We start from the raw sequence: 25949 nt of genomic DNA, 5'->3' as shown, positions 1-25949 counted from the left end.
TGTATGCGTGGATAAAGGGAGAAGTATCAATTGTTTTTAGCTTATGACCATATTTTGACCATATTTATTTCATGACCATACCATGACCTTTTTAAAGTAGGTTGCGTTTCGCAAACGCTTCGTATTTATTAAGACTCTTTTTGTTCATCTCTTTTGAAATGTGGGCATATATGTCAGAAGTAATTTGAATTGAATCATGCCCTAATCTTTCTTGCACTTCTTTCATTGAATATCCGGCGTCTAACAAAAGAACGGCATGTGTATGACGTAAACCATGAATCGTGATATTTGTTACATTAGCTTTTTTTAAAATGCGAGTCATAGCTCTTTGTAAAGTAGACTTTGGATAAGGAAGTCCATTTTCACGTGCGAATACTAATGAAAGATCATGGTATAACCCTCCTAATTTCAGTTTACATTTATTCTGTTCAAGTTTATGATTTTTTAAGATTTGGATTAAAAAATCTGCTAAGATTATCGTGCGGTAAGATGCTTTTGTTTTGGGTTTAGCGAATAGATTATCTAGGCTTTTATAATCATAAGTGAAGGTGTGACGGATACTTATTGTTCCTTCTTCTAAATCAATATCATCCCATCGTAAAGCCAGTGCCTCACCCTTGCGCATTCCTGTGTGAAGTAGTGTAAAGAACAACGAGAAATAATGAGGTTCTGTTTCTTTTAATTTTTGAACAAATGTATTCACTTCTTGTCCTTCTAAATGCTTAATTTTTTTGTCTTCAGTATCACTTTTAGCAATGACAATTCCGCGGAAAGGTGTTTGTTGAATAAGCTGCAAATCAACAGCTTTGAGCAAAGCTCCTTTTAAAGGTGCAGTGTAATTCTTAACACTATTTTCACTATACCCTTCTTCTAAGAGGTGATTCACGAATTTTTGACAGAGTGAAGGTGTAATATCGAATACCTTATACGATCCGAAAAACGGAACGATATGTTTGTTTATTGCTGTTTTGTGAAGATTGTATGTATGATTTCTAACCTTTCCTTTTTTGTAGGTTATAAGCCAATCATTCAAAAATGTAGAAATCATCACATTTTTATCTTCTATAAAAGTCCCGTTACTTAATTCTGTTTCAGCCTTCGCAGCATGAAGTTGAGCTTCTTTCTTTGTTTTAAAACCACGTTTTGTTGTTTGTTTTTTCTTTCCTGTTTTCGGATCAATAGTGGTGTAAATTTTGTAGAGCCATTTAGCTCCATCTTTTGTTTGGTATTTTTGGAAAGACGCCATGATTTTCCCTCCTTTATTTTTCTTTTAACCAAGAAACAGGTGTGTCTATATATCCTTCTATTTCGTATTTAATTTCTCCATCTTCTTCGTAAACTCGCGTAACGATAGGCAATTTTACAAGTTGATTTTCTTTTTGTTTCTATCTTTTTTCTCTTTCAATTGCTAAATCAATAATCAAAACAACTTCCTCTTTTAATAAATTTTATAAAACTTTAAGAGTTCTATAGGAATGTTATTTTTATATGCTATACATTTTTTTGTATCACCTGGAATAATGGTATTTTTGTCTGTTAATAAAAATGCAGCAAAGGTATTTGCTTCTATTTCTAATCTATCAACAGATAAAAAAGTATTTTTTCGTAAGAATAGAGTATTTACTTCTTCGTGAAGGACAGCATGTCCCAATTCGTGAGCACAAACTGTCCTTTGCATAGTTTCTGATAAATTATTATTAATAGCGATAAACTTATTTCCTTCTTCACATTTGTAAAAACCATTAATTTCTTCATGTAAATCGTGAAAAAATACAATGATATTTAAACAATCAGCAAGCTCAAAGGGATTTTTCGTGTTATATTTTGTGCAAAGTTGTGTGACTAGATCTCTTATGACGAATTTCAATGTTTTCCCTCCTAAGCTCGCATCAGTCATTCTCGTTATTACGATATTTCTTAGGAACGTATTTTTTATTGATTACTTTTGTTTGTTTCACGATGTACTCCATTGCATCTAATAATGATTCAACAGCTTCCTCACTCATAGGTTCACCAGAGAACATTAAGCCGTCTTCACCTTGAAGGTCTCTTTTTATTTCTTCCATTCTTTTTGCTATATCTTTCTCATCTTTTTGTGTTAACTGCTCTTTTGGTTGATCCGTAACAGCTCTACCTAATAAATAGTCGGCGGAGATTGAAAAGCAATCAGCTAATTTAGTTAGCACATCATGTGGAGGAAATCTTTCTTCGGATTCATAATAGCCTATCATTCTTTGGGAGACTCCGATCTTTTCAGCTAGTTGTTTTTGTGTTAAATTTTCTTTTTTTCTCAAAGATTTTATTCTAAGACCTATCATATTGTTCACCTCTCTAATTGAACTAATTGTTCACTTTTTTTAAAGTTTAGCACAAAATGTTCTTTTTTGCATTGACATAGAACAAAAAGTTCTATGTCCTGTATTTAGAACATATAGTTCTTTTTTGGAGGGTGATTACATGAAAAATAAAATAAGCATCTCACAAGGAAACTTATATAAAGAAATTGCAATCTATTGTGGAGTTACTGAAAGATATATCCGAATGATTGATCGGAAGGAAAGGAATCCATCAATGGAAACAGCTAAGAAAATTGCAAAGTTCTTTGATATGAACATTGATGATATTTTTTTTAGTAACAAATCGAACTTTAAGTTCTTTTTAGTTTCCTGTTGGTCTGAAAAAAATAATGGTAACAAGGAGGTTTCATAATGGGAAATTTAGCGGTAGTAAATGACGAAATACAAAATAATAAATTAGTTTTTGACAATAATGGAGAGGTTGTAACGGATAGTTTAACTGTTGCTGAAATGTTTGGAAAAGAGCATAAAAATGTAATTCGTGATATCGAGGTTCAATTAGAAAAGCTAGCGGAAGCTAATGAAATAAAATGGGGGATGCTCAACTTTGGGCAGACCCAATATCAACATCCTCAAAATAAACAGTGGTATAAAAAATATCTTTTAACAGAAGATGCGTTCGTAATTGTTGCGATGTCATACGTGACTCTAGAAGCTATGAAAATGAAAGTAGAATTTCTGCGAGAATTTAAAAGGATGAAAGAACATATTGAAAAAAAGATGAAAATTCCTGGGGATACATTCGGTCAAATAGAGTTGTTAGCGGCAGGAACTAGTAACTTGAATAAAAGAGTTTCTTCATTGGAACAGGTAGTTGAAAAGCAACTTACTGTTGATTATGGGCAACAACGAGTAATTGAAAAAGTAAAAGCTAAACGGATCTATTTCTTATGGGAAAACGAACATGTAGATAGAGACGTACATGATTCTACTCGTAAGTTATTCGGATTGCTAGGACGTAATTTGAAAGATGCATTCAATGTAAACAGTTATCGTGACATCTTGAAGAAAGATTTCAATGAAGCACTGAACTTTATTAACGGTTGGAGACCGATGGTTTAAGGGAGGATACCTAATGAACGGAACAGCAGTTGTAAATGTTGCTATTGACGAAGAATATGTTCGGAATCTAGCGGAACAAAAGGTTCAAAGTATTTTAGAAGGAATGGGGATCGGAACATGGTGGAACATGGAACGCTTAAAGTTAGAAACAAATCGTAAGTATGACTGGATAGCGGAAAACATTTTATTTAATCCAAGGTTCCAAAATGAAATGAAAGAAATTTCGAATAATAAAAGCAGTGGGCGTTGGATGTTCAAGGCGAAAGAAATGCGCGAGTTCTTAGAACAAAACTTTCATTATCTCAATGGAAGAGGTAATAACCAATGAATCTAACTATCAACTACAACAATGTAAAAGTAGCTGACTATCTCAAACTACTGGCTCATTACAAATTACCAAATAAAAAGCAGCGACGTCTCATTGAGAATCGGTTCGTGTGCTTAAACGCTCTTATTCGGAAAAGTGGCGAACATCATTGAATATGTGCAAAATGCATAAAAAAGAAACCCACGGCAATGAGTATCTTAGAAAAAACACTTTAATTTAGTATATCACGGAAAGTGAGTAAGTAGTACATGCAGATAAATCTAGTTCCTTATCAAGTACTGTTACCTCGGAAATTTTGGGAACAAGCAAAAAATGAAAAAGAATTAAATGAGATGATTGAACAATATTTCAGCGTAGGTTATCCGAATTATGAGATTCAAGAAATCATTGAAAGCGGAGAATCACACGTTGAGATTTGTGTAAGGAGGTAATGAAAATGGCAGAAGTTAAATGGATAAAGTTATCAACTAGTATGTTTGAGGATGAAAAAATCCGTTTAATTGAGAGTATGCCTGAAGCGGATACTTTACTCATTATATGGATTAGGTTACTGTCCCAGGCTGGTAAGACAAACGCAAGTGGATATATTTTTCTTAGCAAAAACATTCCTTATACTGACGAAATGCTTGCGACACTTTTCAATAGACCGATTGCAACAGTTAGGTTAGCACTACAAACATTTAAACAGTTTGGAATGATTGAAATTACAGATGATCAGTACATTTGCATTTCAAACTGGGAGAAACATCAGAACGTTGATGGTTTAGAACGTGTACGTCAATTAACTGCTGAGAGAAATAAAAAATACCGTGAACGTAAGAAACAACAACAATTAGCATTAGGACACAAAGAAATTGATAGTGACGTTTCCGTGACGTCACGTGACGGCACAGATATAGAAGAAGATAAAGAATTAGATATAAATAAAAAGAAAGAGAAGACATCCCGTCACAAGTTCGAAACTTGCGACATCAATGCTGCTAAATATCTTTTTGAAAAGATTAAGGATAATAACCCAAAGCAAAAGGAACCTAACTTTGATTCTTGGTCTAATGACTTTAGATTAATGCGTGAAAAAGATAATCGAGAACCACAGGAGATAAAAGACATTATTGATTGGTGCCAAGCAGATGCGTTTTGGCAAGGTAATATCTTATCAGCTAAAAAGCTACGTGAAAAATTTGATCAACTAACAATACAGATGAATTCTAAAAAAGGAGCGAAAGCTAATGACCCTATTGCCAACAATGGAGCGGCTTACTACAACGAAACTGAATTTGACTTCTAATCTATGCGAAGTGTGTAAAGGAAAAGGGATCAAACAACGGACAATGATTTTTCAAGATGAGGAAGTTTGTCCCAAGTGTTATTTACAAAAAGATCACGATAGATTGTATGCGGAATGTAATGCGTATTACAAAGGTGAAGAAGAACGAAAAAGAAAAGCATTTTTCCATAACCATAGTTTGATTAGTGATCCTACTATCATGAATGCAACGTTTGATAGTTTTATACCGGAATGTGATGAAGAAATAAACAATAAAGATCAAGCAAAAACACATGCTCATAATTTTATAAACAAAATGAAATATACCTTAGTAGCTTCAGGAGATGTTGGACGAGGAAAAAGTCATTTAATGCATGCGATAGCTGAGGAAATTAATGAGAGCGGATTGCAAACAGTTTTATTCGTAAGCGAAGGTATTTTGTTCAAGAAATTAAAAGCGACATTCAAGAAAGATTCAGAGCGGTCTGAGGATGATTATATTCAAAAGATAATTGATGCAGACGTAGTTATTTTTGATGATTTTGGCTCGACTTTAGGAGATTACCGAGATATCAATTTGAAAGCTCTAGAGTTCCATAACCAAAAAGGACAAGGTAATATTGCTGATCTTCAAAGAGCAACAAAATATATGAACGACACTTACATGACAATTTTTGACGGAAGGCAAGGTAAAGCAAACGGAATTGCTACAAATCTAGTGGGTGCAGCCATTACATATTGTTATGATCAACGGATTACCTCTAGGATACTTGGATGCAAATCCGCAATGACATTTAAAAATACACCAGATAGACGGAGAAAAGAGTTACCTTTCTAATTATAGAACGGAATAAAACAAAAGGGGAATTGCAATGTGCTCATGCAATGGCGCTGGTAAAGTATATAGTTCACCATTTTTAGGAGCTTGGATAATCGAACCATGTTCTTGTGAAGTAGTAAGTGCAGAACGGAGAAAGCAATCGAAAGAGTGGATGGATTTTGAAAAACGATTTAAAGAATCGGAAATGAGGTTTGGAGGGATAAACCATGAACAACGTGTTAGCTAAAAAAGCTTGCCTAGTTACTGGTAAGCTTTCGGAAGACAATGTGGAGTTGTTAGATGGACGAATTGCTCTTAGTAAGGAAGGAGCAAAAGAATTAATGGACCTCCTTCTTCAAAAAGGAGAAGCAAAGGGAAGGATACAAGAAAAGGAACGTATGCAGTGTAATTAGTATTCGCATAATCTGATAAGAAATGAAGGTGTAAAAATGGCTAAACAGTTAAATATCTTTGACGTAGAACCGGATATTATCCAATTTGATGTTTGTAAAGCCAATGTGAAAAGAGGAATCGGAAAGATTACATATACTGATGTGCGCGTACAAATTCCTAAGAATGCTAAAAGTACAGATGAACTACCTCGTACAACTAAACCAGATGAACAGTATGAAATATTTGAAGATTACACAATAGGAATATGGCGGTTTCATCGCGAACAGGACAAGCTATTTAATTGGGAAGCCGCTGAAGAATTATGTAGAGCAGCGAGGGATTATAAAGAAGCTATTCCGGTACGAATATACTTAGGAAGCGGATTTAAACCAAATGTGGTGGAGTATTTGAAATAAAAAAAGCCAGGAGCGAGATCCTAGCACAAGATAGGGTATTTTATTGATAGGTGAATCTCTTACATTATAACTCTAATAAAGGATGAAGCGTCTGTGACAAAGGAAATCTTTACAAAAACTAAACAATTAACTGTCGAGATAGATGTTACTAAGAATCAAATTTACGTTGTGAAAGACGGTCGTGTCATTTCTATTGAACCACCAATAAGTGGATACGGTGAGCAAGTTGCAGTTTGGCTTAATGGAAAAGTTGATCGTGTGGATACTAAGTTTACTGAAAAGATAAAATAATTATTTTTCCTAGTAAAATTTGAATTTTGTTCAGGATGAAAATTTAGTGAAACAAAAAGTAATGAATAAAAGGAAAAATCCCTGAGGGACAGGGATTCGATAACGGAGATATTGTTGTCGTGCAATGTCGAAATTTGGCGTATTCAACAAATTAATATTATCACGAATTTTCAGGGGATTGTGATAGTGGATGTGTCAACAATGTGTACGGGTTTCATATAAAAGCGTTATTTCACAGAGAAAGAACAGCTAGCAAAAGCTAACTGCTGGGCTTAATTTAGGGCTGATTCCAAAAAAGTGACATACCAACAAAATATAAAATTATTAAAAGGAAAATTGCTATGAAAATAACTAAAGAAATCTTTTCCCATAATTCTTTCATTAATAGACCTCCTTTATTAAGAATATTAACATCTATCTAATATTTGAACAAAATCCTTATTTAAATAAAAGAAACCCCGTTTATCTACAGGGTTTCTAAGGGTAATCGTCAAGTAATGACGTACTCGACTGATTAACCGTAACATGAATTTTCGAAAAATAATATTGGTAAATCTGTCCAAATAAATAAGGCATATCACTTTGAACAAAAACGCTATTTTAGTAGCAAAGGAGGTCTTTGGAAATGGAAAAACAAATCGCAAGGTTAAAAGAGGAAATTCCAGCAAATTTACGACTAATCAAATAAAAGAAGCCCTGCAGGAAATGTTACAGGGCTTCGTACAGCTGAGATGTGTCGTACTCAACAAAGAAATCGCAACATGAATTTCTTGGAAATAAAACTGGTAAATGTGTCCAAATAAGACAAGCCCTAGCCAGGGTAAGCTAGAGCTGCTAAGGGTGTTAGATTGCCGAATGTGACAGATCTACTTTTTAAGTGTAACACGTGATTTTAGAAGATCTGATAAATAGATTTTACAAAATAATGAACAAAGGGGAAATGGGAAATGAAGTATGTAATCCAAAACGTGAAAACAAAGAAATATCTTAAACACAATGGCAACTACAATCCAGACGCTTATCACTTTAGCGATGTTAAGACCACAGAAGAAGCGGAAAAGTATCCGTCAAAAGAACATGCTGAATTCGTTCAAATGTGGCATGCGGATACGTCTCAGGAATTTGAGATTATTGAGGTATAAATGAACAAAAATTTCATTTTGTAGAAAAGTAAGGTGCTGTAAATGGGGTTTAAAGAAGACGAGTTTGTAATGGTAGTTCATCCGGATTATCCGGTTTAGCACGGGTTATAAAACCACGCAATCAAATCATTCGCATTGAGTTTTGTGAAGATAAAACTAAGTGGTTGGCTTCTAGTGAGTTTTTAAGACATGCTACACCAGAAGAAATAAGAGCAGCTAGCAAAAGCTAACTGCTCGGTCCCAGGGAAAGGGAGAAAGATTGGGTACCACAAAAATGCATTCAAGCTATCACAGCTTATCTATAGTATTGACGGGATTTTAAGATTTATTCAGGGGAGGTAGAGGAAAATGAGACTAATGACTTTTGAGGAAAAGGAATTGTTTATTAAAGGATACATTTATGCTAAAGCTGAAGAACTTAGCGCAGAACTAGGTTACACCATAGAGGAAGCACAAAGGAAGATTTATGAAACAATTACTACTAATATTTCAAAAGAAATCATCATTAAACATGAACAAAACTTAATAAAATAATCCTTTGAATATAGTCCGGCTAGAAAACTAGAGGACATCAATTCATTAGAGCAGTAGTATTTGCTGCACTATGTATTGGTGTCCTTTTTATTTTATAAAAGGGAGATGTGGGGAATGAAAGCATTAAAAGACCAATTACGTGAATGGAAAAAGCAATCGAGACAAGTGAAAAAGAAAAACAAGAAAAAACGAAAAGAAAAGTTTAGTACAAGAGATATCGAGGATTTAATGGGGATTCGTGGACCGCGTTATGAACGTAGACGCGGAGCTTTAAGACAGAAGTAAATTAAAAAATAATAAGGAGTGGTCTTACATGACTAAACAATTAACGTTTTTACCAGAAATCAATCGTGCAGCAACACAGGAAGAATTAGAAAATCTTCTTGAGGAAGTACGTATTTACAGACAGTTTGGAATGATTCGTCAAGAAATGAAAGTCACTCCTTCTTATGAAGTTAGATATCATGGTCCTACAAATGTAGTTGGCAATCCTTTAGAAGATGTAGCCTTAGAAAATGTAAAACGAAGTGAACGTGAAGGGTTTCTTAAGGATATGTCTTTTCGAATTGATCAAACGTTAATTCGTTTTGGTAACGGTCGTGCAGGGAAGATTCAAAGAGACATTATTAAAAAGCGTTATTTAGAAGAAGAGGATATGTGTGACTATATGGTTTATAACGAAATTGGTATGAGCGAACGTACTTATCGTCGTTGGAAGTCTAAGGCATTTTATACTCTTGCTCTTAGATTAGAAGTTTACGAGCAAGAGCAACCAGGAGGTGATAAGTAATGAACTTTGTTCAACCAATACGTGATCCAGAACAGATACAACAGATCAAAGAGTATTTAAAAGAAAAGAATGACCGTAATTACCTTTTATTCATCATGGGAATCAATACAGGTTTACGAATCAGTGATATCTTAAAATTAAAGGTAGGTGATGTAAAAGGTAGCCATATATCTATGCGAGAAAAGAAAACAGGTAAACAGAAACGGATTCAAATCACAGCAGCACTAAAGAGGGAGCTCCGCTGGTTCAATGAAGATAGAGAAGATGGTGAATACTTATTACAAAGTAGACAAGGAAAGAATCGTCCGATCGGTCGCAGCATGGCATATAAGATATTAAGTGGAACCGCAGCAGAGTTTGGATTAGATGAGATAGGTACACATACTTTAAGAAAGACCTACGGATACCATATGTACATGCAAACAAAGAACATTGCTTTACTTATGGAGATATTTAATCATTCATCGGAGAAGGTAACGCTTCGTTATATAGGTGTAAATCAAGATGCAATGGATAAAGCGATGACAAGATTTAAAATCTAATCATTGCTTTTTCTGTTGCTTTAGAATAAAGTTTGATCAAATTAATACTAATAACTTTAATAAATGAACAATAGGAAAGAGCGTGTTTTGAAAAAAAGATTGATCAAAACACGCTCTTAATATATCCCGGTAAATCAATCTTTTATAAAAAAGATTGATTATTTCTGTTATCCTTATTCAATTAAAGCGCCCTATAATGGAATAAATAAAACATGATCTCAATCTAAAAATTAACTAATTCTTCTTTTACTAAAGCTACCCTTTAGGTGAACAAAAAAGGGCTGCCTTAACAATCCTTTATTCTTTAAAAATTTTTATTGTTGTTTTTTTCACCCCACTCACATAACTGTTCCAAAGCTGGTAATAGAGTTTTAGCTTTATCCGTGAGACTGTACTCAACTTTAGGTGGTATTTGAGGATATTCTATCCGATTCACCATACCATCTGATTCCAATTCCTTTAGTTGCGAACTCAATGTTTTAAAAGTGATAGCTCCTATTTGTCTTTTCAGTTCATTAAAGCGAACCGGTTCATTTTCTGCCAATAGATAGATGATCACCATTTTCCATTTGCCGCCAATAATTGATAATGTATAGCCGAATGGCGTATCTTGAACACTTTTAACCTTGCCTTCATATCCCTTCATTCCCATCACAACACTATCCTTTCGGGTAGTACCTTTCAAAAAAGTGCGTACTATTTTTTTATTTTTGACCAGTCTATACTAATCTTATCTTAAAGTAAAGGAGACATAAAAATGAATAAAACTTATAATCATGGTGTTGCATGGGAAGAAGCTTTCGGTCTCACTCAAGGGTACAGTGTCAACGGCACAATCTACATTTCAGGTCAATTTTCCCATAATTTAGAGGGTACATTTATTGGTGAGGGTGACTTTGAGAAACAGATGCAGCAGACACTACAAAATCTTGATGATGTGTTGAAGGGATTCGGTGTCACAAGATCAAACATTGCTGAAATGGAAATATTCTTGACTAACCCGCAAGAGCATTTTGAGCCGTGTGTCGCAATGTTCAAAGAGTATGTGGGCAATCATCGACCAGCTGGTACCCTGGTTGGCGTGTCAGGTCTGGCATTCCCCCACCAACTGATTGAAATCCGTGCAGTCGCACACCACTAAATTAACAAACTATATTCAAAAATATTTTTGAAATTGAAGGAAGCTGGGAGAATGAGAAAGGAATACTATTCGAACTAATTACAATAATTTTGTATCTTTAAAACAAAATTATTGCAAAGATATCTTCCTGTAAATAAGAGAATTCATTTTGGAAAAATAATTCAAAATGGGTTCTTTTCAACAAATTTTGGTTTTTATAAAAAATGCTTTATTGTTTCTTCAATAATCCTGCCTCGTTTGTTTAAGTAAAGAATTTCACAATCTCTTCTATAATTTAATATAAAATATCCAATTTTCTTTAAAGGTGTTGTTCCACAATCTGGCCCTTTAATTGAACAATACAACTGAGGTTTAAGGGTCAAAAGAAAAACCCTAAATTAATACAGGGTTTTATCAAACTTTTTTATAAATTAACAAACTTTTTTAAAATCAACATTTTCTTTGTTTTATTTTATACAGTTACTCATATTTTTCGTGTTGTGTAACTCAAAATAAAAAGTCTTATGAAATTAAGCACAGCAAGGGATTCAGAGTTTCCGTCAGTTACACACAATATAAGATATGGGTAAGTGAAGCAACGGCATAAAAAAGAAGCGTAGTTCGTCAAATGGACATAACGCTCCATTACCATCAAGTTAAGAAATTTATTGTTTCCGATTAATAGTATCCGTTTTTATGTAATTATTATTGATTTTGAAAAAATAAAAAATCGCCTTATTAAAGGCGATGCATAGTGTATTCATTTTGATAAATAAGTATCTTTTAAATTTAAATGCAATGTTCTACATTAACGTGTTTCTGGTTCTTTTTCTTTTCTTCTAAGACCGAATAAACCTGCTAGTCCTAATAAACCAAGCCATGCCCAATTATTATTATCACGATCATTATTCAAATCATTTGTTGTATTCACATTTTGAGTTCTAGTATCATTATTAACTCTATTCATGTTATTGTCATTAGCTCGAGTTGTAATATCATCATTGTTAACTCTATTCATATTATTTCCATCGTATTCAGCATGGACACTTGTACCAAAAACCATAATAGTTAGTAATAGGGCACCTAAAATAGATGACATTTTTTTCTTCATGGTTTTCCCTCCTTTCATATTTAGTAATGTCTCCAGTTCCTTTAGACAATATTCGTTTAAGAATATATAAATCCATTTGAGTTAAAATTATGATAAATATCTTTAATTTCTATTATTAAAAGTACTGATAATAATGGATTATGTTAATTGAAATATATGTGTTATTTATAAGAATAATTTTTTTGAAACAGTACATTCTATAAGATGTAATTACTATATTTGGGTAAGGTGTTCCTTATGAGTTATAAGAACTTATTTTCTTTAATCCGGAACATGGTTGGGAAAATTTTTTCTATAGTAAGCATTTTGGTTAAGAGTTTAATTTCTTTAAGGAGGAATATTTTAATGGGTATTTTAAGTGGAAATCCACAAAATGAACCAATGCACTACGGAGAAGTCTTTGGGATTTGGAGTTATCTTGCAGCGGCACAAGGTGCAATTGCTGGATATCAAGTTCTTATTAACCACACAGGAGACGACGATTTAAAGAAATTTTTAGAAAATCTTGTAGAGAATGATATCCAATCAGAAGTTGAAGAATTAAAAAATTTATTAAAATTAAATGGTGTTGCATTACCACCAGCACCTCCAGAAAGACCAGTTGCATCTATTGAAACGATTCCTCCTGGTGCTCGTATTAATGATGCAGAAATTGCAACTAAAGTTTCTATGGATCTTGCTGCTGGATTAGTAGCATGTAGCCAAGCTATGGGACAATCTCTTCGAGAAGATGTAGGAATGATGTTTGGTCAATTCCATATGAAAAAAGCACAAGCTGGAGCTATATTACTTCGTCTGAATAAGAAAAAAGGTTGGATTATTCCGCCTCCATTACATGTTCAACAATCAGAACAAGCATAATACCTTAATAGCAATCCAATTTATTCTTTATGATTGCTGCAATGAGCTTGTCTAGGGAAATAAAGGTTATTGGCGAATTAAAATAAAGTGGCAGAGTCGTGACCGCTTTTTGACCGCAAGTGTGCCGGTTGTTTTGGATTCAGCATGATATATTTGTATTGTGAGAAGTGGCGGAAAACACAACTCACAATATTAATTCTTGAATTCTAAACGGTTCATATTGACGGTACATTAAAAAATCCGTAACCAGATCAATGGTGCAGGTTGAATGAAACCCGTTGATACAGGAGAGCTTTTGCTCTTCTTTCAGTCGCTAACGCAGAGACATATGTATTAGGGAAAGTCATATACTTTTTAGCGATTGAAAGAGGCGTGAAAACACCTTAACCAAACTTAATGAAGTATGTAGCGCACAAACATGACTTGTCTATTTTGAAAGCCGTTATCCGATTGGGTAACGGTTTTTAATTTCTTTGATTGAGAATAAAACTTCATTTACCGTATTTATAGTAATAACATAAGCTTTTGACGAAAGGGAAACTGAAGCACGGTTGTTCTTTTTATTTCGTATGAATATTACGGAAAGATAAGCATAGAATGTTAAGGACTGGGAAAGGTTGATTTGCCCGTTAGTATTACCCCTTACATTGTGGAAAAGGCATCTAAATAAGGTGTCTTTTTCTTTTTCACATTTTGAGAAGAGCGAGCATATACTGCTTGTACATCGTTTAACTTTTGTTAAAAGGAATATCGTAATCCCAAAGAGGAGCGCTTGCGGAAACAGGTGCTCTTCTTTTTATTGTGTAAAAATTACATAGGTGGTGTAGAGGTGAATGGCAAAGAAATATGCAAAGAAGTTTTATAAGTCCAAAGCCTGGGAGAAATGTAGAACATCATATATAGCTACAACATTAGATAGTATGTGTGAGCACTGCAAGGAAGAACCTGGTTATATTGTGGACCATATCGTTGAGATAAAACCAGAGAATATAAACAATCCAGATATAACATTGAATCATGAGAACCTACAATACTTATGCTTACCTTGTCATAATACAAAGACGTTTGGTAAGTCTGCGTTGATTAGAGAAGATGTAATGTTTGATGCTAATGGAGAGTTGATTAGGAGGGATAGAGGTGGAATGTAACAGTAAGGTGTCAACAGAAGAACAAGTGAACATGTTACAGTTCATGATTAATAACTATTACAAGAAGAGTATGGATATATGTTCTTGTGATGTGGAACGATTGCTAAAGAGAAAAGAGATTGAACTAACTAAGCTTGAGAAGGCAATTGTTATTAGTGCAATGCTTACATCATTAGATGAGAAAGAACTTGCAAAGTAAATAAACTTACAAACAATTAATCAATTAGAAAAAGTATTTGAAGAAATGATAGACAATACAGCGCCAAAAGCAGAAAGAGAAACTACATTAAATGTAATAAATAAATTCATTAAAGATTTATTAGAAAAAAATTAAAAATAAAATATCCCCCCCTTAAAAAAATATTTTTTTCAATCTGATAGGGACCGAGGGGGGAGCTTCGTGTAACACACAGGTCATTTCGCGTGACCCCCCTACCCCAAAACGAAAGAAACGAGGTGCTATTTATGGCGATAAAGAAAGAATTAACAAAAGAAGAACGTGTTAAAAAAGAAATAAACAGACTTAAACGGATATACAAAGAGATGCCAAAAGATACCCTCTTGGTAGTAGAGGGGTTAATTGTTGAAGCGGCAGACTTGCGAGTTCGGCTCGAAGACATCAGGAAAGACTTGGATGAAAATGGATATGATGAAATGTTTTCGCAATCAGAAAATCAAGAGCCATATGAACGGGAACGCCCACAAGCTCGTAGGTATATCTCGATGAACAAAAGCTATCAAAGCATCATGAAACAGTTAGGTGATTATATTCCTAAACCAGAACCTAAAAAACCTGAAGGAAATGGCGATGGTTTTGAATCGTTTGTGCAGAATCGATGAGGAAACAATATCCATTATCATATAATCCAATAATTGACTATTACAATAAAATTGAGTCTAGTGAAATCATTGTTGGCAATAAGGTTAGACGAATTTATAAGAAACTTGTTGATGATATTTTTAATACAGACTCAGTGTACGAGTATGATCCTAAGCGAGCTAATCATGTTATTGAATTTATCGAAAACTATTGTAAACATAGTAAAGCCAAGTGGGCAGGTAAACCAATTGATTTAGAACTTTGGCAACAGGCATTTTTGGCTGCTACCTTTGGGTTTATCCATAAAATTGATGGTACTAGAAAATATCGTGAAGCGTTTCTCGTTGTAGCACGTAAGAATGGTAAGTCTACTCTTTCATCTGGCATATGTTTGTATCTACAAGTAGCAGATGGTGAAGGCGGTTCGGAAGTATATGCGGTAGCGACCAAAGAGCAACAAGCTAAAATTGTTTGGTCAGAATCAAAAAGAATGGTCAAAAAGTCACCAGCACTATCTAAGAGAATTAAAACTCTAGTCAAAGAATTAACGGCTGATTTTAATGATAGTTTGTTTAAACCAGTTGGTAGTGACAGTGATACATTAGATGGTCTTAATGTTCATGGTGCTTCACTCGATGAAATCCATGCTTGGAAAGATAAGAACTTATACGATGTAATTGTCGATGGTACATCAGCCAGGGAACAGCCATTAATCCTTATGATTACCACAGCAGGAACAGTAAGAGAGTCCGTTTATGATATGAAGTATGATGAAGCGGAAATGTTATTGAATGGATTAGATGATAAAGATGGTTACAAAGACGACCGATTTTTACCTATCATCTATGAACTTGATAAAAGAGAAGAATGGACTGATAAAACTAAATGGGCTAAAGCCAATCCTGGTTTAGGCACAATAAAGAAAATAGACAACTTAGAAACGAAAGTAAATAAAGCTAAAGCTAATTCGCTTTTAGTAAGTAACCTATTAACTAAAGATTTTAATGTTCGCGAAACATCATCAGAAGCATGGTTAACATTTGAACAATTAAACAACTTATCTTCTTATGATATAAGTGAACTAAAACCTTCATACGGAATTGGTGGTTGTGACTTATCTTCAACAACCGATTTAACCGCAGCGAAGGTTATTTTTAAGGTTCCAAATGATCCACATATCTATGTTAAACAAATGTACTGGCTTCCAGAGGACTTGTTAGAAAAACGAAGTACAGAAGATAAAATTCCGTATAATCGTTGGCATGATTTAGATTTACTAAGAACTACTCCCGGCAATTCGGTTCATTATAAATATGTAACTGAATGGTTCTTAGAAATACGTGATGAATACGGTATCTATCTTCCGTGGATTGGTTATGACCGATGGAGTGCAAATTATTGGGTTGAGGAAATGGAAGGATATTTTGGTAAAGAAGCTATGATTCCTGTTGCACAAGGTAAGCAGACTTTATCAAGTCCGATGAAGCTTTTAGGTGCTGATTTAGAGTCTAAATTAATTAACTATAACAATAACCCTATCGATAAATGGTGTTTGTCCAACACGGCAGTTGACATTGACAAGAATTTGAACATACAGCCAAATAAAACTAAAAATCAGCGTCGTCGTATCGATGGCACAGCAGCACTTTTAAATGCATATGTAGTTCTTCAAGAAAAACGGAATGATTACCTCAATATGATTTAAGAGGGAGGTGAGAAATTGGGACTATTTGAAAAGATATTTGGCAAGAAACAAGCCGCTACCACAACTCGTTTTGAAATGATAAACGATAATGGGGGAGGCTTTTTTGCATGGAATGGAGATATTTATCAGAGTGATATTATCAGAGCCTGTATACGACCTAAAGCAAAAGCTGTAGGTAAGTTAATCGCTAAACATATTAGAGATAACTCAACAGGGTTTAAGGTTAATCCAGAGCCGTATATTCGATTCATTTTGGAAGAACCAAACCCGTTGATGACAGGACAGGTTTTTCAGGAAAAAATGACAGTGCAATTAGAGTTAAATCATAACGCGTTTGCTTATATTAAGCGCGATGATTTAGGATATGCTACCGAGATTTATCCTGTACCTTGTATGACTGTTGAGGTTGTGGAAGGAACTTTAGGGGATATCTTCTTAAAGTTTTATTTTAAAAATGGGAAACATATGACAGTCCCTTATACAGATGTTATTCATCTTAGAAAAGATTTCAATGAAGATGATTTTTTTGGAGAGCATCCAGGGAAAGCATTAGCATCCTTGATGGAAATTGTGACAACTACGGATCAAGGGATTGTAAAAGCAATTAAAAATAGTGCAGTAGTAAAATGGATTTTAAAATTCAAATCTGTATTAAAACAAGAAGATATTGATACGCAGGTAAAAAATTTCGTTACCAATTATTTAAGTATCGACAATGTGAATGGTGGAGCTGCTTCTTCTGATCCACGTTATGATTTAGAGCAAGTCAAACCTGAGGCATTCGTTCCGGATTCCAAACAAATGCAAGAAACTACTCAAAGGCTATATAACTTTTTTAATACAAACGAAAAAATAATTCAAAGTAAATACGATGAAAACGAATGGACAGCATATTACGAATCTGAAATAGAACCATTAGCAATGCAGTTTGCAGGTGAAATGACTCGCAAGCTTTTTTCTCGTGGAGAAAGAGGATTCGGAAACAAAATCATTTATGAAGCGGCGAGTCTTCAGTATGCTTCTATGTCTACTAAGATGAATTTAGTTCAGATGGTTGATAGAGGAGCAATGACACCAAATGAGTGGCGTTCAATCTTGTCATTAGGCCCTATAGAAGGTGGGGATAAACCAATCCGCAGATTAGATACGGCCCTAGTTAAAGACGGAAACGTTACTAGTGAAGAAGGAGGTGATAATAATGAACAAGATGGAAAAGAGGGAGCTTCAAAGTAGCACCATTGAAATCAGGGAATCGGAAAATGGAAATAAAGTCATATCGGGATATGCTATTAAATGGGAAATGAAATCCCACACATTAGGATATTGGAGAAGATTCAAAGAGCAATTTAAAAACGGTGCTTTCACTGAATCGTTAACTAATGATAATCAATTTGCTTTGTGGAATCATGATGTAAATACTCCATTAGGAAGCACGGAAAGTAACACGCTTAGATTATTTGAAGATAATATCGGTTTACGTTTTGAATTCGATGTAGGTGAAGGTCCTTGGGATCAACAAGCTCACGAAACGATAAAACGCGGTATTGTTAAAGGCGTTTCATTTGGATTCCAAATGCAGAAAGAAGAATGGGACGAGTCAGATAGGGATAATATCGTTAGAACTGTGACGAAGGCTAAGTTGATTGAAATTAGTCCTACGCCGTTCCCTGCTTATCCTGATTCGCAAGTTTCAGCACGTTCGAACGATCCATACAAGGACTATGTGGAAGAACGCGAACAAGTTACATTACGTAAAAAGTTAATTTTAAAAACATATCTATAGAGGAGAGATTTAAATGACATTAGAACAAATTTTAGCACGTATGACAGAGATTCGTAGTTTATTAGAAAGTGATCAAGAGGTTGATCTTGCAGCATTAGATACAGAACTTCGTGAATTGAATGATAAGAAAAGTCAATTCGAAACTCGACAACGATTATTAGATGAAGCTCGTGGTATCAATAATGGTACAGCAACAGAAACTCGTACTGTTGAAACATTTAATGCTAATCCAGGAAATGAACAACGAGAAATTGGTACTGATTCTCTTGAATATCGTAATGCTTTCATGAATTATGTGTTACGTGGCGAAACAATATCTGCTGAACTTCGTGCAAATGCAGTTACAAAAACTGGCGATGTTGGATCTGTTATTCCACAAACTGTGTTAGATAAGATTGTTGAGAAAATTGAAGCTGTAGGAATGATTCTTCCATTAGTTACACGTACAGCTATTAAAGGCGGAGTAACTGTTCCGACTTCAGCTGTTAAGCCAGTTGCTACATGGGTAGCTGAAAGTGCTGGAAGTGATAAACAGAAGAAACCTACTGGTAGCATTACTTTTAACTATCATAAATTACGTTGCGCTGTAGCGGTGTCGTTAGAAGTAGAAACTATGTCTCTAGCAGTTTTTGAAGCAACATTAATCAACAATGTTGTGGAAGCTATGACGAAGGCAATTGAACAATCAATTATTAATGGTGATGGATCTGGAAAACCAAAAGGGATTTTAGCAGAAACTCCTAATACTGGACAAGCTTTAGCTGTATCGAAAATTAATTATAAAACTTTAACGGATGCAGAGTCCGCTTTACCACTCGAATACGAAGCAAGCGCTGTTTGGACAATGACTAAAAAAACATTTATGGAATTTGCATCTATGGTAGATGCTTCAGGACAACCAATTGCACGAGTAAACTATGGTATCACTGGTAAACCAGAACGTATTTTATTAGGTCGTCCAGTTGTGTTATGTAATTATATTGATAGTTTTTCAACTGCTACTGATGGCATTCCATTTGCTTTCTTGTTTAACTATAAAGATTATATCCTTAACACTAATTATCAAATGGGAGTTAAGAAATATGAAGACAATGAGACTGACGATCTTGTAACAAAAGCAATTATGATTGTGGACGGTAAGGTTGTTGATAATAACTCATTGGTAGTTCTAAAAAAAGCTCCAGCAGCTTAATGAAGGAGTGAGCCGATGGAACATTTAGTTTTGAATGCTTTCATTGATAAAGAAACTAAAGTTGGATATTCACAAGGTGATATGTACGAGTCAAATGATTCGAAGCGTATCGCCTTTTTAGGTGAAGAAGGATATATAAAAATCAGCGAAAAACCAAAGCGTACTCGTAAGAAATCTGGTGAGGAATAATGCTTGCTGATGTAAAAAAAGCATTACGCATTTCTCACGGTGCTCTCGATGATGAGATTACAGATTTAATTGAAGCGGGAAGGCATGACCTTATGCTCTCTGGCGTTTCTGATTCTAAAGCAAATGACGATGTGGATCCGCTTATTAAGCGGGCAATTATAACTTATGTTAAAGCTAATTTCATTCCAGATGCAAAAGAAGCAGAACGCTTCCAGTCGTCTTATAGCATGCTTAAAAATCATTTAACATTAGCAGGTGATTACCAATGAACGATATTTTATTGTTCCCGGTTATTACAACTGTTGAGGATGATTTAGGGCAGATTGAGGAAGTTGAAACATTTAGTAGGCAAGTTTTCTGTGGTAAAAAGTCTATTCCACAATCGGAATTTTTTCAAGCAGGACAAAGTGGTATTAAGGCCAGTCGTGTGTTAATTGTTCACGTATTGGACTATCAAGATGAAACAAAAGTGAAGTACAACGAAAAAGTTTATAGTATTTACCGCACATATGAAAGAGATGATGAAAAGATTGAATTGTATTGTGAGGTGAAAGCTGGTGGCTAATATTAACGATTTTGCTAGTGAAATTACTAGAGAATTACAAAGATACACTCATCTAGTAGAAGAGGACCTGGAGGTTGCTAAAGAGGAAGTTTCAAATGATCTAGTGAATGAATTAAAACAGAACAGCCCTAAAGGTAAACGTAAAAACGCACGTAAATATGCGAAAGGATGGCGTAAGAAGAAAGTTGGTAATGCGATTGTTGTTCATAATGCATTGAAACCGCAGTTAACACACTTGCTAGAAAAAGGACACGCAAAAGTGAATGGCGGACGTGTACCAGCTAAAGTTCATATCGCTCCAGCTGAAGAACACGCAATAGATGATTATTTAGAGCGTGTGGAAAGGGTGATACAGCGATGACCTTAACTGAATTTAAAAAGATACTTGATGCTACAGGTTATTCTGTGGCTTATTCGCATTTCACAGCAACACCAGGGAATCCAGTACCTAAGCCGCCTTATATTTGTTTCCTTGTGGATGGCTCACCAAACATGATGGCTGATAACAAAGTCTATCAAAAAATAAATGATGTAAATATAGAGCTTTATACAACTAAAAAAGATATGGCTGTAGAGGCCATTTTAGAAAAAGTCTTAGATGATCATGAGATACCTTATGAATCATCTGAGGCTTTTATTGAATCCGAAAAATTATTTCAAAAATTTTATGAAGCGAGGTTGATGTAAATGTCTGAAAATAAAGTGTCTTTTGGTTTAAAGAACGTTCATTATGCAACGTATGAAGTGAAAGATAATGCAGTTACTTTTGGAACTCCAATTCCAATGCGGGGTGGAGTTGAATTAACATTCGAGCCACGTGGGGATTTAATTGAATTTTATGCTGATGACATGCTGTTTTATTCTGCAAGCAATAACCAAGGATATGACGGAACGTTATCAATAGCAAATATTCCAGAGCAATTCGCCATCGATGCATTGGGTGAAACATTAGATGAAACAGATGGCGTATTAAACGAATTAGCAGATGCGAAAGGAAAACCGTTCGCCTTATTGTTTGAATTTGATGGCGATGTGAAAGCGATTCGACACGTTATGTTTAGTTGTACAGCAAGCCGTCCAACTATCGCATCAAAAACAAAAACAAGTTCTGCTGAACCTAATGCAAATGAATTGAAGTTTGTTTCTAGCCCTATCGATATCAACGGAAAACGTATGGTTAAAACCAAAACAACTTCTAAAACAACACCAGCAATTTATGATAACTGGTACAAAAAAGTGTATGTAAAAACAACTACACCACAGGGGGCGTAATTAGATGGAAAAAACAATTGTAATAGATGGTAAACAGGTTCGTTTAAAAAGCAATGCTGCAACTGTTAAGCGTTACAAGGCACAATTTCGACGTGATTTATTTGCAGATATGATGGGTTTAGGAGCGATTGGCACACTTACTCCTCAAGACGGTTCACAGCCTACTATTGATCTATCAAATATGGATTTTAAAAAACTAGATTTTGAAGTTATTTATGATTTAGTTTGGCTATACGCTAAAACAGCGAATCCGGGAATTCCTGATCCGATTACATGGTTAGATGGCTTTGATGAATTCCCTATTTACGAGATCATACCAGAAATTAACGACATGATTCAAAGTACAATGGGAGCAAAAAAAAAATAACAGGCAATGACGAAGAGCAAGGAGCTTTCGGTGATGAAGAATTAACAACCGATACGTTCCTTGCTCTTTGCTATAAAGCGAACTTAACACATGCAGATTTAGAAATCATGACTGTTGGCGATTGTGTTGATTATATTGCTGAATTTGCTGAAATGGAAAATCCGAAGAAAGACAAAGTGAGAAAAGCGACTCAAAAAGACTACGATTCTTTCTAAAGAAGAGAGGTGAGACTATGGCAGGAAGTAGAATTAAAGGTATTACTGTTGAAATTGGTGGCGATACCGTAGGTTTACAGAATGCTTTGAAAGATGTCAATCAACGTAGTAATGACTTGGCAAAAGAGTTAAAAGATGTTGAGCGATTGTTAAAATTTAATCCTGGTAATGTCGAAGCATTGGCGCAAAAACAACAACTGTTAACTCAGCGTATTGAAGCAACAACGGAAAAACTGAACCAATTAAAAGCGGCTGAACAACAGGTACAGGCGCAATTTGAACGTGGTGATATTTCTGCTGAACAATATCGGGCATTTAGGCGTGAAATTGAGTATACAGAAGGTTCTTTAGGAGGATTACAAAATCAACTAAAAAACATGAGAGATGAGCAAGAAAGAGCTGCACGCACCACGCGTGAATTAGATACTCTTTTTGATGCTACGGGTACAAGTGTAGAACAGTTTGCCAATATTTTAGGTGGTCGTTTAACTGCAGCAATCCGACAGGGTACCGCCACATCAGCACAATTGGATGAAGCAATTGAACGGATTGGACGCGCATCTTTAGGAACTGAAGCTGATTTAGATAGATTAAGACGTTCGTTATCTTCTATTGATGATGGAAACTCGATAGAAAATGTACGAAATGAATTAAGAGAACTGTCTAGAGAAGCTGAAAGGGCTGGGGATAATTTCAAAGAATTAGATATCGATTTAGAAAATATGTTAGGTGCTATGATTGCTGGTGGTGGTATTGCCGGAACGATTGAACAAGCACTTGATATGTCTAAATTAAAAACAAAAATTGATATAACTTTTGAGGTCCCTGAATCATCTAAAAAGTCAGTCGAAGAAGCAGTTAGAGGTATCGAAGCTTACGGCGTTGATGGAGAAGCGGCTTTGGAAGGTGTAAGGCGACAATGGGCATTAAATAAAAATGTTTCCGATGAAGCGAATGCCGCGATAGTGAAAAGTGCTGCATCTATTGCTTCTTCTTATGAAGGTATTGACTTTACTGAATTAATACAGGAAACGAATGAAGTAGCAAGTGAATTAGGTATTTCACAAGAAGGTGCGATGGGGTTAACAGATGCACTTTTAAAAGTTGGCTTCCCTTCTGAGCAATTGGATATTATCGCAGAATACGGAGGGCAGCTAACACGTGCAGGATACAACGCTGAAGAAGTACAAGCTATTATGGAAGCAGGGGTAGAAACAGGAACTTGGAATATCGACAACCTCTTAGACGGCTTGAAAGAAGGTCGAATTAAAGCTGCTGAGTTTGCTCAAGGTGTCGACAAGGCTATGACGGAAGCGCTTGAAGGTACTAACATTTCTGCCGAACAGTTGCAAAAATGGGGGCAATCTGTTGCTAAAGGTGGTAAAGAAGGCTCTGCTGCTATGACAGAGATCGCCAAAGCATTAGATAGCATCGAAGATGAAACGAAGCGAAACGAGATAGGGGTAAAGCTCTTTGGCACAATTTACGAAGACCAAGGACAAAATATTACTAACACATTGTTAGGTGCACAAGAAAAAACCATCGACTTTAAGAAGAATCAAGATCAATTGAATGAATCAATAAAAAAAATGGATGCAAATCCAGCGGTTAAAATGCAAAAGGCTTTAGGTGATTTAAAAATGGCTCTTGAACCTGTGCTATCGGTTGTAGCTGATCTTGTAGCAAAGTTTGCTGAATGGATTTCTAACAATCCAACATTGGCAGCTACATTAGCAGCAGTGGCAACAGCAATCGGTATAATTGTTGGAGCATTTATGGCTCTAGCTCCTATAGTCGTCACCATATCCAGTATAGGACTAGCCCTGTCGGGATGGATAGCGCTTTTTGCAATCATTATTGCGGCTGTCGTGGGTTTGGTTATTGCAATCGTTAAGAATTGGGATTCCATTAAAGCATGGACTATCGATACTTGGAATGCAATTAAAGATTATTTAATTGGTTTGTGGGACGGTCTAGTTCAATGGCTATCAGATACATGGAATAGCATGAGTGAAGGAACTGCATCCGCTTGGAATTCTATAGTTGAATTTCTAACTGGTATTTGGAACAGTTTGGTTCAATCCTTATCAGAAATATGGAACAGTATTGTCCAGACCACTACAGAAGTATGGAGCTCTATTATTGAATTTTTAATAGGTGTCTGGGACGGTGTAGTCCAAACCTTATCAGAAACGTGGAATAGTATTAGCGAAACCACTTTCGCAGTGTGGACGGCAATCAGTGAATTCTTTATAGGTGTATGGAATGGAATAGTCGTATTCCTTACTCCAATACTCCAAGGGATTGCAGATTTCTTTTCAATGATTTGGAACGGGATTTCTACAGTCATTCAAACAGTATGGAATTTCATTACGCAATACTTACAGGCGATTTGGACAGCTATTTTATACTTTGCAACACCAATCTTTGAAGGTTTAAAGAACTTTTTAATATCCATCTGGGATGCAATTAGTTTATCCATAACTACAATTTGGAATGCAGTGGTTTCTTTTCTTCAGATCTGTTGGAATGGAATAGTTTCAATCGCGACAACTATATTCGAAACACTCAAATTGTGGATCTTAAGTGTGTGGGACACGATTAGTTCGGTCACAATGACCGTTTGGAATACAGTCAGCACTTTTTTACAAACTTGTTGGAATGCATTAGTTTCTATTGTTACACCGATTTTTGAATCGATTAAAAATTGGATTGTTAATACGTGGAATACTATTAGTTCTACTACAAGTGCTGTTTGGGATACCATAAAGAATTTCTTATCAAGTTTATGGAACTCTATGGTTTCAACAGCAACCTCTATTTTTAATAGTATTAAAGAAGCTATTTCTTCAGTATGGAATATGATTAGTAGTACAAGCAGTAGCATTTGGAACGGAATTAAATCCACTCTTTCAAGTATTTGGGAAGGAATCAAGTCCACAGCTTCATCAGTTTGGAATGGACTAAAAGAAGCAATTATGACTCCTGTAAGTTGGGTAACTGATGCAGTAAGCGGTGCTTTCGAAGGGATGAAATCTGCAGTATTAGGTGTATGGGATGGTATCAAAAGTGGTATCAGAACTGTGATTAATGGAATTATTAGTATGATTAACAAATTTATCGATGGATTCAATACACCAGCTAATTTATTAAATAAAGTACCAGGTGTTGATGCTCCTACAATTCCACATGTGCCAATGCTTGCAAAAGGTGGCAAGCCTGTAGGCGATGGATCGTTTATCACAGGGGAAGCTGGGCCTGAATTGTTTACGAAAAAAGGAAATTCAATCACAGTTACACCATTATCATCAAAAGAGAAGTCGCTTGGGATTACAGGTACTATGAATCAGATGATGAGTGATATGAGTCGTATGATGGCTAGTTCCATGAGTCAATTATCAGGCTTAAAGAGTGTAATGAGTGGGGTTTATGGCAGCATGGCAAATAGTAGACAGTCTATGAGTGGAAATACAATAGGGGCAATGAGTAGTCCTGGTATGAATGTAGGAGGATATGCAATGTCCACTTCTCCACAAGATGTAGTTGTACAAGTTGTAGTAGATCAGCCAGTCGTTGTGGATGGTCGCACAGTCCAAAGAGTTGTACGAAAAGAAAATTTTCGTGAGGATAATATAAACTTTCTAAAAAGGGGGTAATAG

General features: G+C 35.2%; 38 protein-coding genes. 33 read left to right on the top strand and 5 right to left on the bottom strand.

The window, feature by feature from the left end:
- Positions 1-91 precede the first annotated feature (91 nt).
- The 3 genes from QUF99_RS19380 to QUF99_RS19370 all read right to left on the bottom strand — a co-directional run bounded on the left by QUF99_RS19380 (position 92) and on the right by QUF99_RS19370 (position 2318).
- Entirely contained in the window at positions 92-1246 is a 1155-nt protein-coding gene (locus tag QUF99_RS19380; RefSeq protein WP_289372107.1) for a tyrosine-type recombinase/integrase, read from the bottom strand.
- Positions 1247-1438: 192 nt separating this feature from the next.
- Positions 1439-1867: an ImmA/IrrE family metallo-endopeptidase gene (locus QUF99_RS19375; protein WP_289372106.1), complete on the bottom strand. Its 429-nt coding sequence runs from the start codon at positions 1865-1867 to the stop codon at positions 1439-1441.
- Positions 1868-1889: 22 nt separating this feature from the next.
- Positions 1890-2318: a helix-turn-helix domain-containing protein gene (locus tag QUF99_RS19370; protein WP_289372105.1), complete on the bottom strand. Its 429-nt coding sequence runs from the start codon at positions 2316-2318 to the stop codon at positions 1890-1892.
- Positions 2319-2457: 139 nt separating this feature from the next.
- On the opposite strand from QUF99_RS19370, the gene QUF99_RS19365 reads away from it, so the two are divergent.
- The 16 genes from QUF99_RS19365 (at position 2458) to QUF99_RS19290 (ending at position 9942) form a co-directional block, all read left to right on the top strand.
- Positions 2458-2709, top strand: a complete 252-nt coding sequence (locus QUF99_RS19365) for a helix-turn-helix transcriptional regulator (RefSeq protein ID WP_289372104.1) — start codon at positions 2458-2460, stop codon at positions 2707-2709.
- Positions 2709-3419, top strand: a complete 711-nt coding sequence (locus QUF99_RS19360; protein WP_289372102.1) for a Rha family transcriptional regulator — start codon at positions 2709-2711, stop codon at positions 3417-3419. The genes QUF99_RS19365 and QUF99_RS19360 overlap by 1 nt, the downstream gene beginning before the upstream one ends.
- Before the next feature lie 13 nt (positions 3420-3432).
- Entirely contained in the window at positions 3433-3747 is a 315-nt protein-coding gene (locus tag QUF99_RS19355; RefSeq protein WP_289372101.1) for a DUF771 domain-containing protein, read from the top strand.
- The gene (locus QUF99_RS19350; RefSeq protein ID WP_289372100.1) at positions 3744-3899 is read left to right on the top strand and encodes a hypothetical protein; all 156 of its coding nucleotides are present in this window, start codon (positions 3744-3746) and stop codon (positions 3897-3899) included. Before QUF99_RS19355 ends, QUF99_RS19350 begins: the two co-directional genes overlap by 4 nt.
- A gap of 96 nt (positions 3900-3995) precedes the next feature.
- Positions 3996-4178: a hypothetical protein gene (locus tag QUF99_RS19345; RefSeq protein WP_289372099.1), complete on the top strand. Its 183-nt coding sequence runs from the start codon at positions 3996-3998 to the stop codon at positions 4176-4178.
- A 5-nt stretch (positions 4179-4183) separates the two neighbouring features.
- Positions 4184-5035 (top strand): phage replisome organizer N-terminal domain-containing protein, encoded by an 852-nt coding sequence (locus QUF99_RS19340; RefSeq protein ID WP_289372097.1) that lies wholly within the window; start codon positions 4184-4186, stop codon positions 5033-5035.
- A complete protein-coding gene (locus tag QUF99_RS19335) occupies positions 4977-5852 on the top strand; it encodes a DnaA ATPase domain-containing protein (protein WP_289372095.1) in 876 nt (291 codons plus the stop codon). Before QUF99_RS19340 ends, QUF99_RS19335 begins: the two co-directional genes overlap by 59 nt.
- A 34-nt stretch (positions 5853-5886) precedes the next feature.
- Entirely contained in the window at positions 5887-6081 is a 195-nt protein-coding gene (locus QUF99_RS19330; protein WP_289372094.1) for a hypothetical protein, read from the top strand.
- Complete coding sequence (locus QUF99_RS19325) at positions 6062-6247, top strand: hypothetical protein (protein WP_289372093.1); 186 nt, start codon at positions 6062-6064, stop codon at positions 6245-6247. Before QUF99_RS19330 ends, QUF99_RS19325 begins: the two co-directional genes overlap by 20 nt.
- A 36-nt stretch (positions 6248-6283) precedes the next feature.
- Positions 6284-6643 carry a cell division protein SepF gene (locus QUF99_RS19320; protein WP_289372090.1) on the top strand — a complete coding sequence of 120 codons (360 nt, stop codon included), beginning with the start codon at positions 6284-6286 and terminating at the stop codon, positions 6641-6643.
- 93 nt (positions 6644-6736) lie between these two features.
- Positions 6737-6934: a DUF3954 domain-containing protein gene (locus QUF99_RS19315; RefSeq protein ID WP_289372088.1), complete on the top strand. Its 198-nt coding sequence runs from the start codon at positions 6737-6739 to the stop codon at positions 6932-6934.
- Positions 6935-7881: 947 nt separating this feature from the next.
- Complete coding sequence (locus tag QUF99_RS19310; protein ID WP_289372086.1) at positions 7882-8076, top strand: hypothetical protein; 195 nt, start codon at positions 7882-7884, stop codon at positions 8074-8076.
- Between the two features lie 348 nt (positions 8077-8424).
- Positions 8425-8610, top strand: a complete 186-nt coding sequence (locus QUF99_RS19305; RefSeq protein WP_289372084.1) for a hypothetical protein — start codon at positions 8425-8427, stop codon at positions 8608-8610.
- Positions 8611-8724: 114 nt separating this feature from the next.
- On the top strand, positions 8725-8895 hold the full coding sequence (locus QUF99_RS19300; protein WP_289372083.1) for a hypothetical protein: 171 nt from the start codon (positions 8725-8727) through the stop codon (positions 8893-8895).
- 28 nt (positions 8896-8923) lie between these two features.
- Positions 8924-9400, top strand: a complete 477-nt coding sequence (locus QUF99_RS19295; RefSeq protein WP_289372081.1) for an ArpU family phage packaging/lysis transcriptional regulator — start codon at positions 8924-8926, stop codon at positions 9398-9400.
- A complete protein-coding gene (locus QUF99_RS19290; protein ID WP_289372079.1) occupies positions 9400-9942 on the top strand; it encodes a site-specific integrase in 543 nt (180 codons plus the stop codon). The genes QUF99_RS19295 and QUF99_RS19290 overlap by 1 nt, the downstream gene beginning before the upstream one ends.
- 304 nt (positions 9943-10246) lie before the next feature.
- Here the strand turns inward: QUF99_RS19290 and QUF99_RS19285 are convergent, their stop codons facing one another.
- Complete coding sequence (locus tag QUF99_RS19285) at positions 10247-10594, bottom strand: winged helix-turn-helix transcriptional regulator (protein ID WP_289372078.1); 348 nt, start codon at positions 10592-10594, stop codon at positions 10247-10249.
- A gap of 105 nt (positions 10595-10699) precedes the next feature.
- Here QUF99_RS19285 and QUF99_RS19280 point away from each other — a divergent pair, with 105 nt between their 5' ends.
- Positions 10700-11083, top strand: a complete 384-nt coding sequence (locus QUF99_RS19280) for a RidA family protein (protein WP_289372076.1) — start codon at positions 10700-10702, stop codon at positions 11081-11083.
- Between the two features lie 787 nt (positions 11084-11870).
- Here QUF99_RS19280 and QUF99_RS19275 read toward each other — a convergent pair.
- Positions 11871-12173, bottom strand: coding sequence for a WGxxGxxG family protein (locus tag QUF99_RS19275; protein WP_289372074.1), 303 nt, complete (start codon positions 12171-12173; stop codon positions 11871-11873).
- A gap of 345 nt (positions 12174-12518) precedes the next feature.
- Between QUF99_RS19275 and QUF99_RS19270 the strand changes: the two genes are divergently transcribed.
- The 16 genes from QUF99_RS19270 to QUF99_RS19195 all read left to right on the top strand — a co-directional run bounded on the left by QUF99_RS19270 (position 12519) and on the right by QUF99_RS19195 (position 25946).
- The gene (locus QUF99_RS19270; protein ID WP_289372072.1) at positions 12519-13034 is read left to right on the top strand and encodes a DUF3231 family protein; all 516 of its coding nucleotides are present in this window, start codon (positions 12519-12521) and stop codon (positions 13032-13034) included.
- A gap of 833 nt (positions 13035-13867) precedes the next feature.
- Positions 13868-14182: an HNH endonuclease signature motif containing protein gene (locus QUF99_RS19265; RefSeq protein WP_289372070.1), complete on the top strand. Its 315-nt coding sequence runs from the start codon at positions 13868-13870 to the stop codon at positions 14180-14182.
- The gene (locus QUF99_RS19260; RefSeq protein ID WP_289372068.1) at positions 14172-14381 is read left to right on the top strand and encodes a hypothetical protein; all 210 of its coding nucleotides are present in this window, start codon (positions 14172-14174) and stop codon (positions 14379-14381) included. The genes QUF99_RS19265 and QUF99_RS19260 overlap by 11 nt, the downstream gene beginning before the upstream one ends.
- Before the next feature lie 266 nt (positions 14382-14647).
- The gene (locus QUF99_RS19255; RefSeq protein WP_289372066.1) at positions 14648-15022 is read left to right on the top strand and encodes a hypothetical protein; all 375 of its coding nucleotides are present in this window, start codon (positions 14648-14650) and stop codon (positions 15020-15022) included.
- Positions 15019-16707: a terminase large subunit gene (locus tag QUF99_RS19250; RefSeq protein ID WP_289372065.1), complete on the top strand. Its 1689-nt coding sequence runs from the start codon at positions 15019-15021 to the stop codon at positions 16705-16707. Before QUF99_RS19255 ends, QUF99_RS19250 begins: the two co-directional genes overlap by 4 nt.
- Before the next feature lie 15 nt (positions 16708-16722).
- Complete coding sequence (locus tag QUF99_RS19245; protein ID WP_289372063.1) at positions 16723-17940, top strand: phage portal protein; 1218 nt, start codon at positions 16723-16725, stop codon at positions 17938-17940.
- Positions 17906-18490, top strand: coding sequence for an HK97 family phage prohead protease (locus QUF99_RS19240; protein ID WP_289372062.1), 585 nt, complete (start codon positions 17906-17908; stop codon positions 18488-18490). Before QUF99_RS19245 ends, QUF99_RS19240 begins: the two co-directional genes overlap by 35 nt.
- Positions 18491-18503: 13 nt before the next feature.
- Entirely contained in the window at positions 18504-19682 is a 1179-nt protein-coding gene (locus QUF99_RS19235; RefSeq protein WP_289372059.1) for a phage major capsid protein, read from the top strand.
- A 15-nt stretch (positions 19683-19697) separates the two neighbouring features.
- Positions 19698-19871 carry a hypothetical protein gene (locus tag QUF99_RS19230; RefSeq protein ID WP_289372057.1) on the top strand — a complete coding sequence of 58 codons (174 nt, stop codon included), beginning with the start codon at positions 19698-19700 and terminating at the stop codon, positions 19869-19871.
- Positions 19868-20140, top strand: coding sequence for a head-tail connector protein (locus tag QUF99_RS19225; RefSeq protein WP_289374710.1), 273 nt, complete (start codon positions 19868-19870; stop codon positions 20138-20140). Before QUF99_RS19230 ends, QUF99_RS19225 begins: the two co-directional genes overlap by 4 nt.
- Positions 20137-20436 carry a phage head closure protein gene (locus QUF99_RS19220; protein WP_289372056.1) on the top strand — a complete coding sequence of 100 codons (300 nt, stop codon included), beginning with the start codon at positions 20137-20139 and terminating at the stop codon, positions 20434-20436. The genes QUF99_RS19225 and QUF99_RS19220 overlap by 4 nt, the downstream gene beginning before the upstream one ends.
- Positions 20429-20797, top strand: a complete 369-nt coding sequence (locus QUF99_RS19215; protein WP_289372054.1) for an HK97 gp10 family phage protein — start codon at positions 20429-20431, stop codon at positions 20795-20797. The genes QUF99_RS19220 and QUF99_RS19215 overlap by 8 nt, the downstream gene beginning before the upstream one ends.
- Positions 20794-21123 carry a hypothetical protein gene (locus QUF99_RS19210; RefSeq protein ID WP_289372052.1) on the top strand — a complete coding sequence of 110 codons (330 nt, stop codon included), beginning with the start codon at positions 20794-20796 and terminating at the stop codon, positions 21121-21123. Before QUF99_RS19215 ends, QUF99_RS19210 begins: the two co-directional genes overlap by 4 nt.
- Positions 21124-21708, top strand: coding sequence for a major tail protein (locus QUF99_RS19205; protein ID WP_289372051.1), 585 nt, complete (start codon positions 21124-21126; stop codon positions 21706-21708).
- Positions 21709-21712: 4 nt separating this feature from the next.
- A complete protein-coding gene (locus QUF99_RS19200; RefSeq protein WP_289372050.1) occupies positions 21713-22075 on the top strand; it encodes a hypothetical protein in 363 nt (120 codons plus the stop codon).
- A 232-nt stretch (positions 22076-22307) separates the two neighbouring features.
- Complete coding sequence (locus QUF99_RS19195; RefSeq protein WP_289372049.1) at positions 22308-25946, top strand: phage tail protein; 3639 nt, start codon at positions 22308-22310, stop codon at positions 25944-25946.
- The last annotated feature ends 3 nt before the right edge of the window (positions 25947-25949 follow it).

The organism is Bacillus sp. DX4.1, assembly GCF_030348195.1.
GTDB lineage: Bacteria > Bacillota > Bacilli > Bacillales > Bacillaceae_G > Bacillus_A.
This window is presented reverse-complemented; position numbering and strand designations above follow the sequence as displayed.

Bases quoted from the DNA above. Each gene is read 5' to 3' on its own strand.
- QUF99_RS19325 (WP_289372093.1), top strand. From the start codon at position 6,062: ATGAACAACGTGTTAGCTAAAAAAGCTTGCCTAGTTACTGGTAAGCTT.
- QUF99_RS19360 (WP_289372102.1), top strand. From the start codon at position 2,709: ATGGGAAATTTAGCGGTAGTAAATGACGAAATACAAAATAATAAATTA.
- QUF99_RS19295 (WP_289372081.1), top strand. From the start codon at position 8,924: ATGACTAAACAATTAACGTTTTTACCAGAAATCAATCGTGCAGCAACA.
- QUF99_RS19240 (WP_289372062.1), top strand. From the start codon at position 17,906: ATGAACAAGATGGAAAAGAGGGAGCTTCAAAGTAGCACCATTGAAATC.
- QUF99_RS19300 (WP_289372083.1), top strand. From the start codon at position 8,725: ATGAAAGCATTAAAAGACCAATTACGTGAATGGAAAAAGCAATCGAGA.
- QUF99_RS19270 (WP_289372072.1), top strand. From the start codon at position 12,519: ATGGGTATTTTAAGTGGAAATCCACAAAATGAACCAATGCACTACGGA.
- QUF99_RS19195 (WP_289372049.1), top strand. From the start codon at position 22,308: ATGGCAGGAAGTAGAATTAAAGGTATTACTGTTGAAATTGGTGGCGAT.
- QUF99_RS19345 (WP_289372099.1), top strand. From the start codon at position 3,996: ATGCAGATAAATCTAGTTCCTTATCAAGTACTGTTACCTCGGAAATTT.
- QUF99_RS19265 (WP_289372070.1), top strand. From the start codon at position 13,868: ATGGCAAAGAAATATGCAAAGAAGTTTTATAAGTCCAAAGCCTGGGAG.
- QUF99_RS19205 (WP_289372051.1), top strand. From the start codon at position 21,124: ATGTCTGAAAATAAAGTGTCTTTTGGTTTAAAGAACGTTCATTATGCA.
- QUF99_RS19210 (WP_289372052.1), top strand. From the start codon at position 20,794: ATGACCTTAACTGAATTTAAAAAGATACTTGATGCTACAGGTTATTCT.
- QUF99_RS19275 (WP_289372074.1), bottom strand. From the start codon at position 12,173: ATGAAGAAAAAAATGTCATCTATTTTAGGTGCCCTATTACTAACTATT.
- QUF99_RS19250 (WP_289372065.1), top strand. From the start codon at position 15,019: ATGAGGAAACAATATCCATTATCATATAATCCAATAATTGACTATTAC.
- QUF99_RS19335 (WP_289372095.1), top strand. From the start codon at position 4,977: ATGACCCTATTGCCAACAATGGAGCGGCTTACTACAACGAAACTGAAT.
- QUF99_RS19235 (WP_289372059.1), top strand. From the start codon at position 18,504: ATGACATTAGAACAAATTTTAGCACGTATGACAGAGATTCGTAGTTTA.
- QUF99_RS19220 (WP_289372056.1), top strand. From the start codon at position 20,137: ATGAACGATATTTTATTGTTCCCGGTTATTACAACTGTTGAGGATGAT.
- QUF99_RS19255 (WP_289372066.1), top strand. From the start codon at position 14,648: ATGGCGATAAAGAAAGAATTAACAAAAGAAGAACGTGTTAAAAAAGAA.
- QUF99_RS19230 (WP_289372057.1), top strand. From the start codon at position 19,698: ATGGAACATTTAGTTTTGAATGCTTTCATTGATAAAGAAACTAAAGTT.
- QUF99_RS19310 (WP_289372086.1), top strand. From the start codon at position 7,882: ATGAAGTATGTAATCCAAAACGTGAAAACAAAGAAATATCTTAAACAC.
- QUF99_RS19200 (WP_289372050.1), top strand. From the start codon at position 21,713: ATGGAAAAAACAATTGTAATAGATGGTAAACAGGTTCGTTTAAAAAGC.
- QUF99_RS19370 (WP_289372105.1), bottom strand. From the start codon at position 2,318: ATGATAGGTCTTAGAATAAAATCTTTGAGAAAAAAAGAAAATTTAACA.
- QUF99_RS19365 (WP_289372104.1), top strand. From the start codon at position 2,458: ATGAAAAATAAAATAAGCATCTCACAAGGAAACTTATATAAAGAAATT.
- QUF99_RS19340 (WP_289372097.1), top strand. From the start codon at position 4,184: ATGGCAGAAGTTAAATGGATAAAGTTATCAACTAGTATGTTTGAGGAT.
- QUF99_RS19305 (WP_289372084.1), top strand. From the start codon at position 8,425: ATGAGACTAATGACTTTTGAGGAAAAGGAATTGTTTATTAAAGGATAC.
- QUF99_RS19290 (WP_289372079.1), top strand. From the start codon at position 9,400: ATGAACTTTGTTCAACCAATACGTGATCCAGAACAGATACAACAGATC.
- QUF99_RS19285 (WP_289372078.1), bottom strand. From the start codon at position 10,594: ATGGGAATGAAGGGATATGAAGGCAAGGTTAAAAGTGTTCAAGATACG.
- QUF99_RS19280 (WP_289372076.1), top strand. From the start codon at position 10,700: ATGAATAAAACTTATAATCATGGTGTTGCATGGGAAGAAGCTTTCGGT.
- QUF99_RS19320 (WP_289372090.1), top strand. From the start codon at position 6,284: ATGGCTAAACAGTTAAATATCTTTGACGTAGAACCGGATATTATCCAA.
- QUF99_RS19355 (WP_289372101.1), top strand. From the start codon at position 3,433: ATGAACGGAACAGCAGTTGTAAATGTTGCTATTGACGAAGAATATGTT.
- QUF99_RS19380 (WP_289372107.1), bottom strand. From the start codon at position 1,246: ATGGCGTCTTTCCAAAAATACCAAACAAAAGATGGAGCTAAATGGCTC.
- QUF99_RS19330 (WP_289372094.1), top strand. From the start codon at position 5,887: ATGTGCTCATGCAATGGCGCTGGTAAAGTATATAGTTCACCATTTTTA.
- QUF99_RS19350 (WP_289372100.1), top strand. From the start codon at position 3,744: ATGAATCTAACTATCAACTACAACAATGTAAAAGTAGCTGACTATCTC.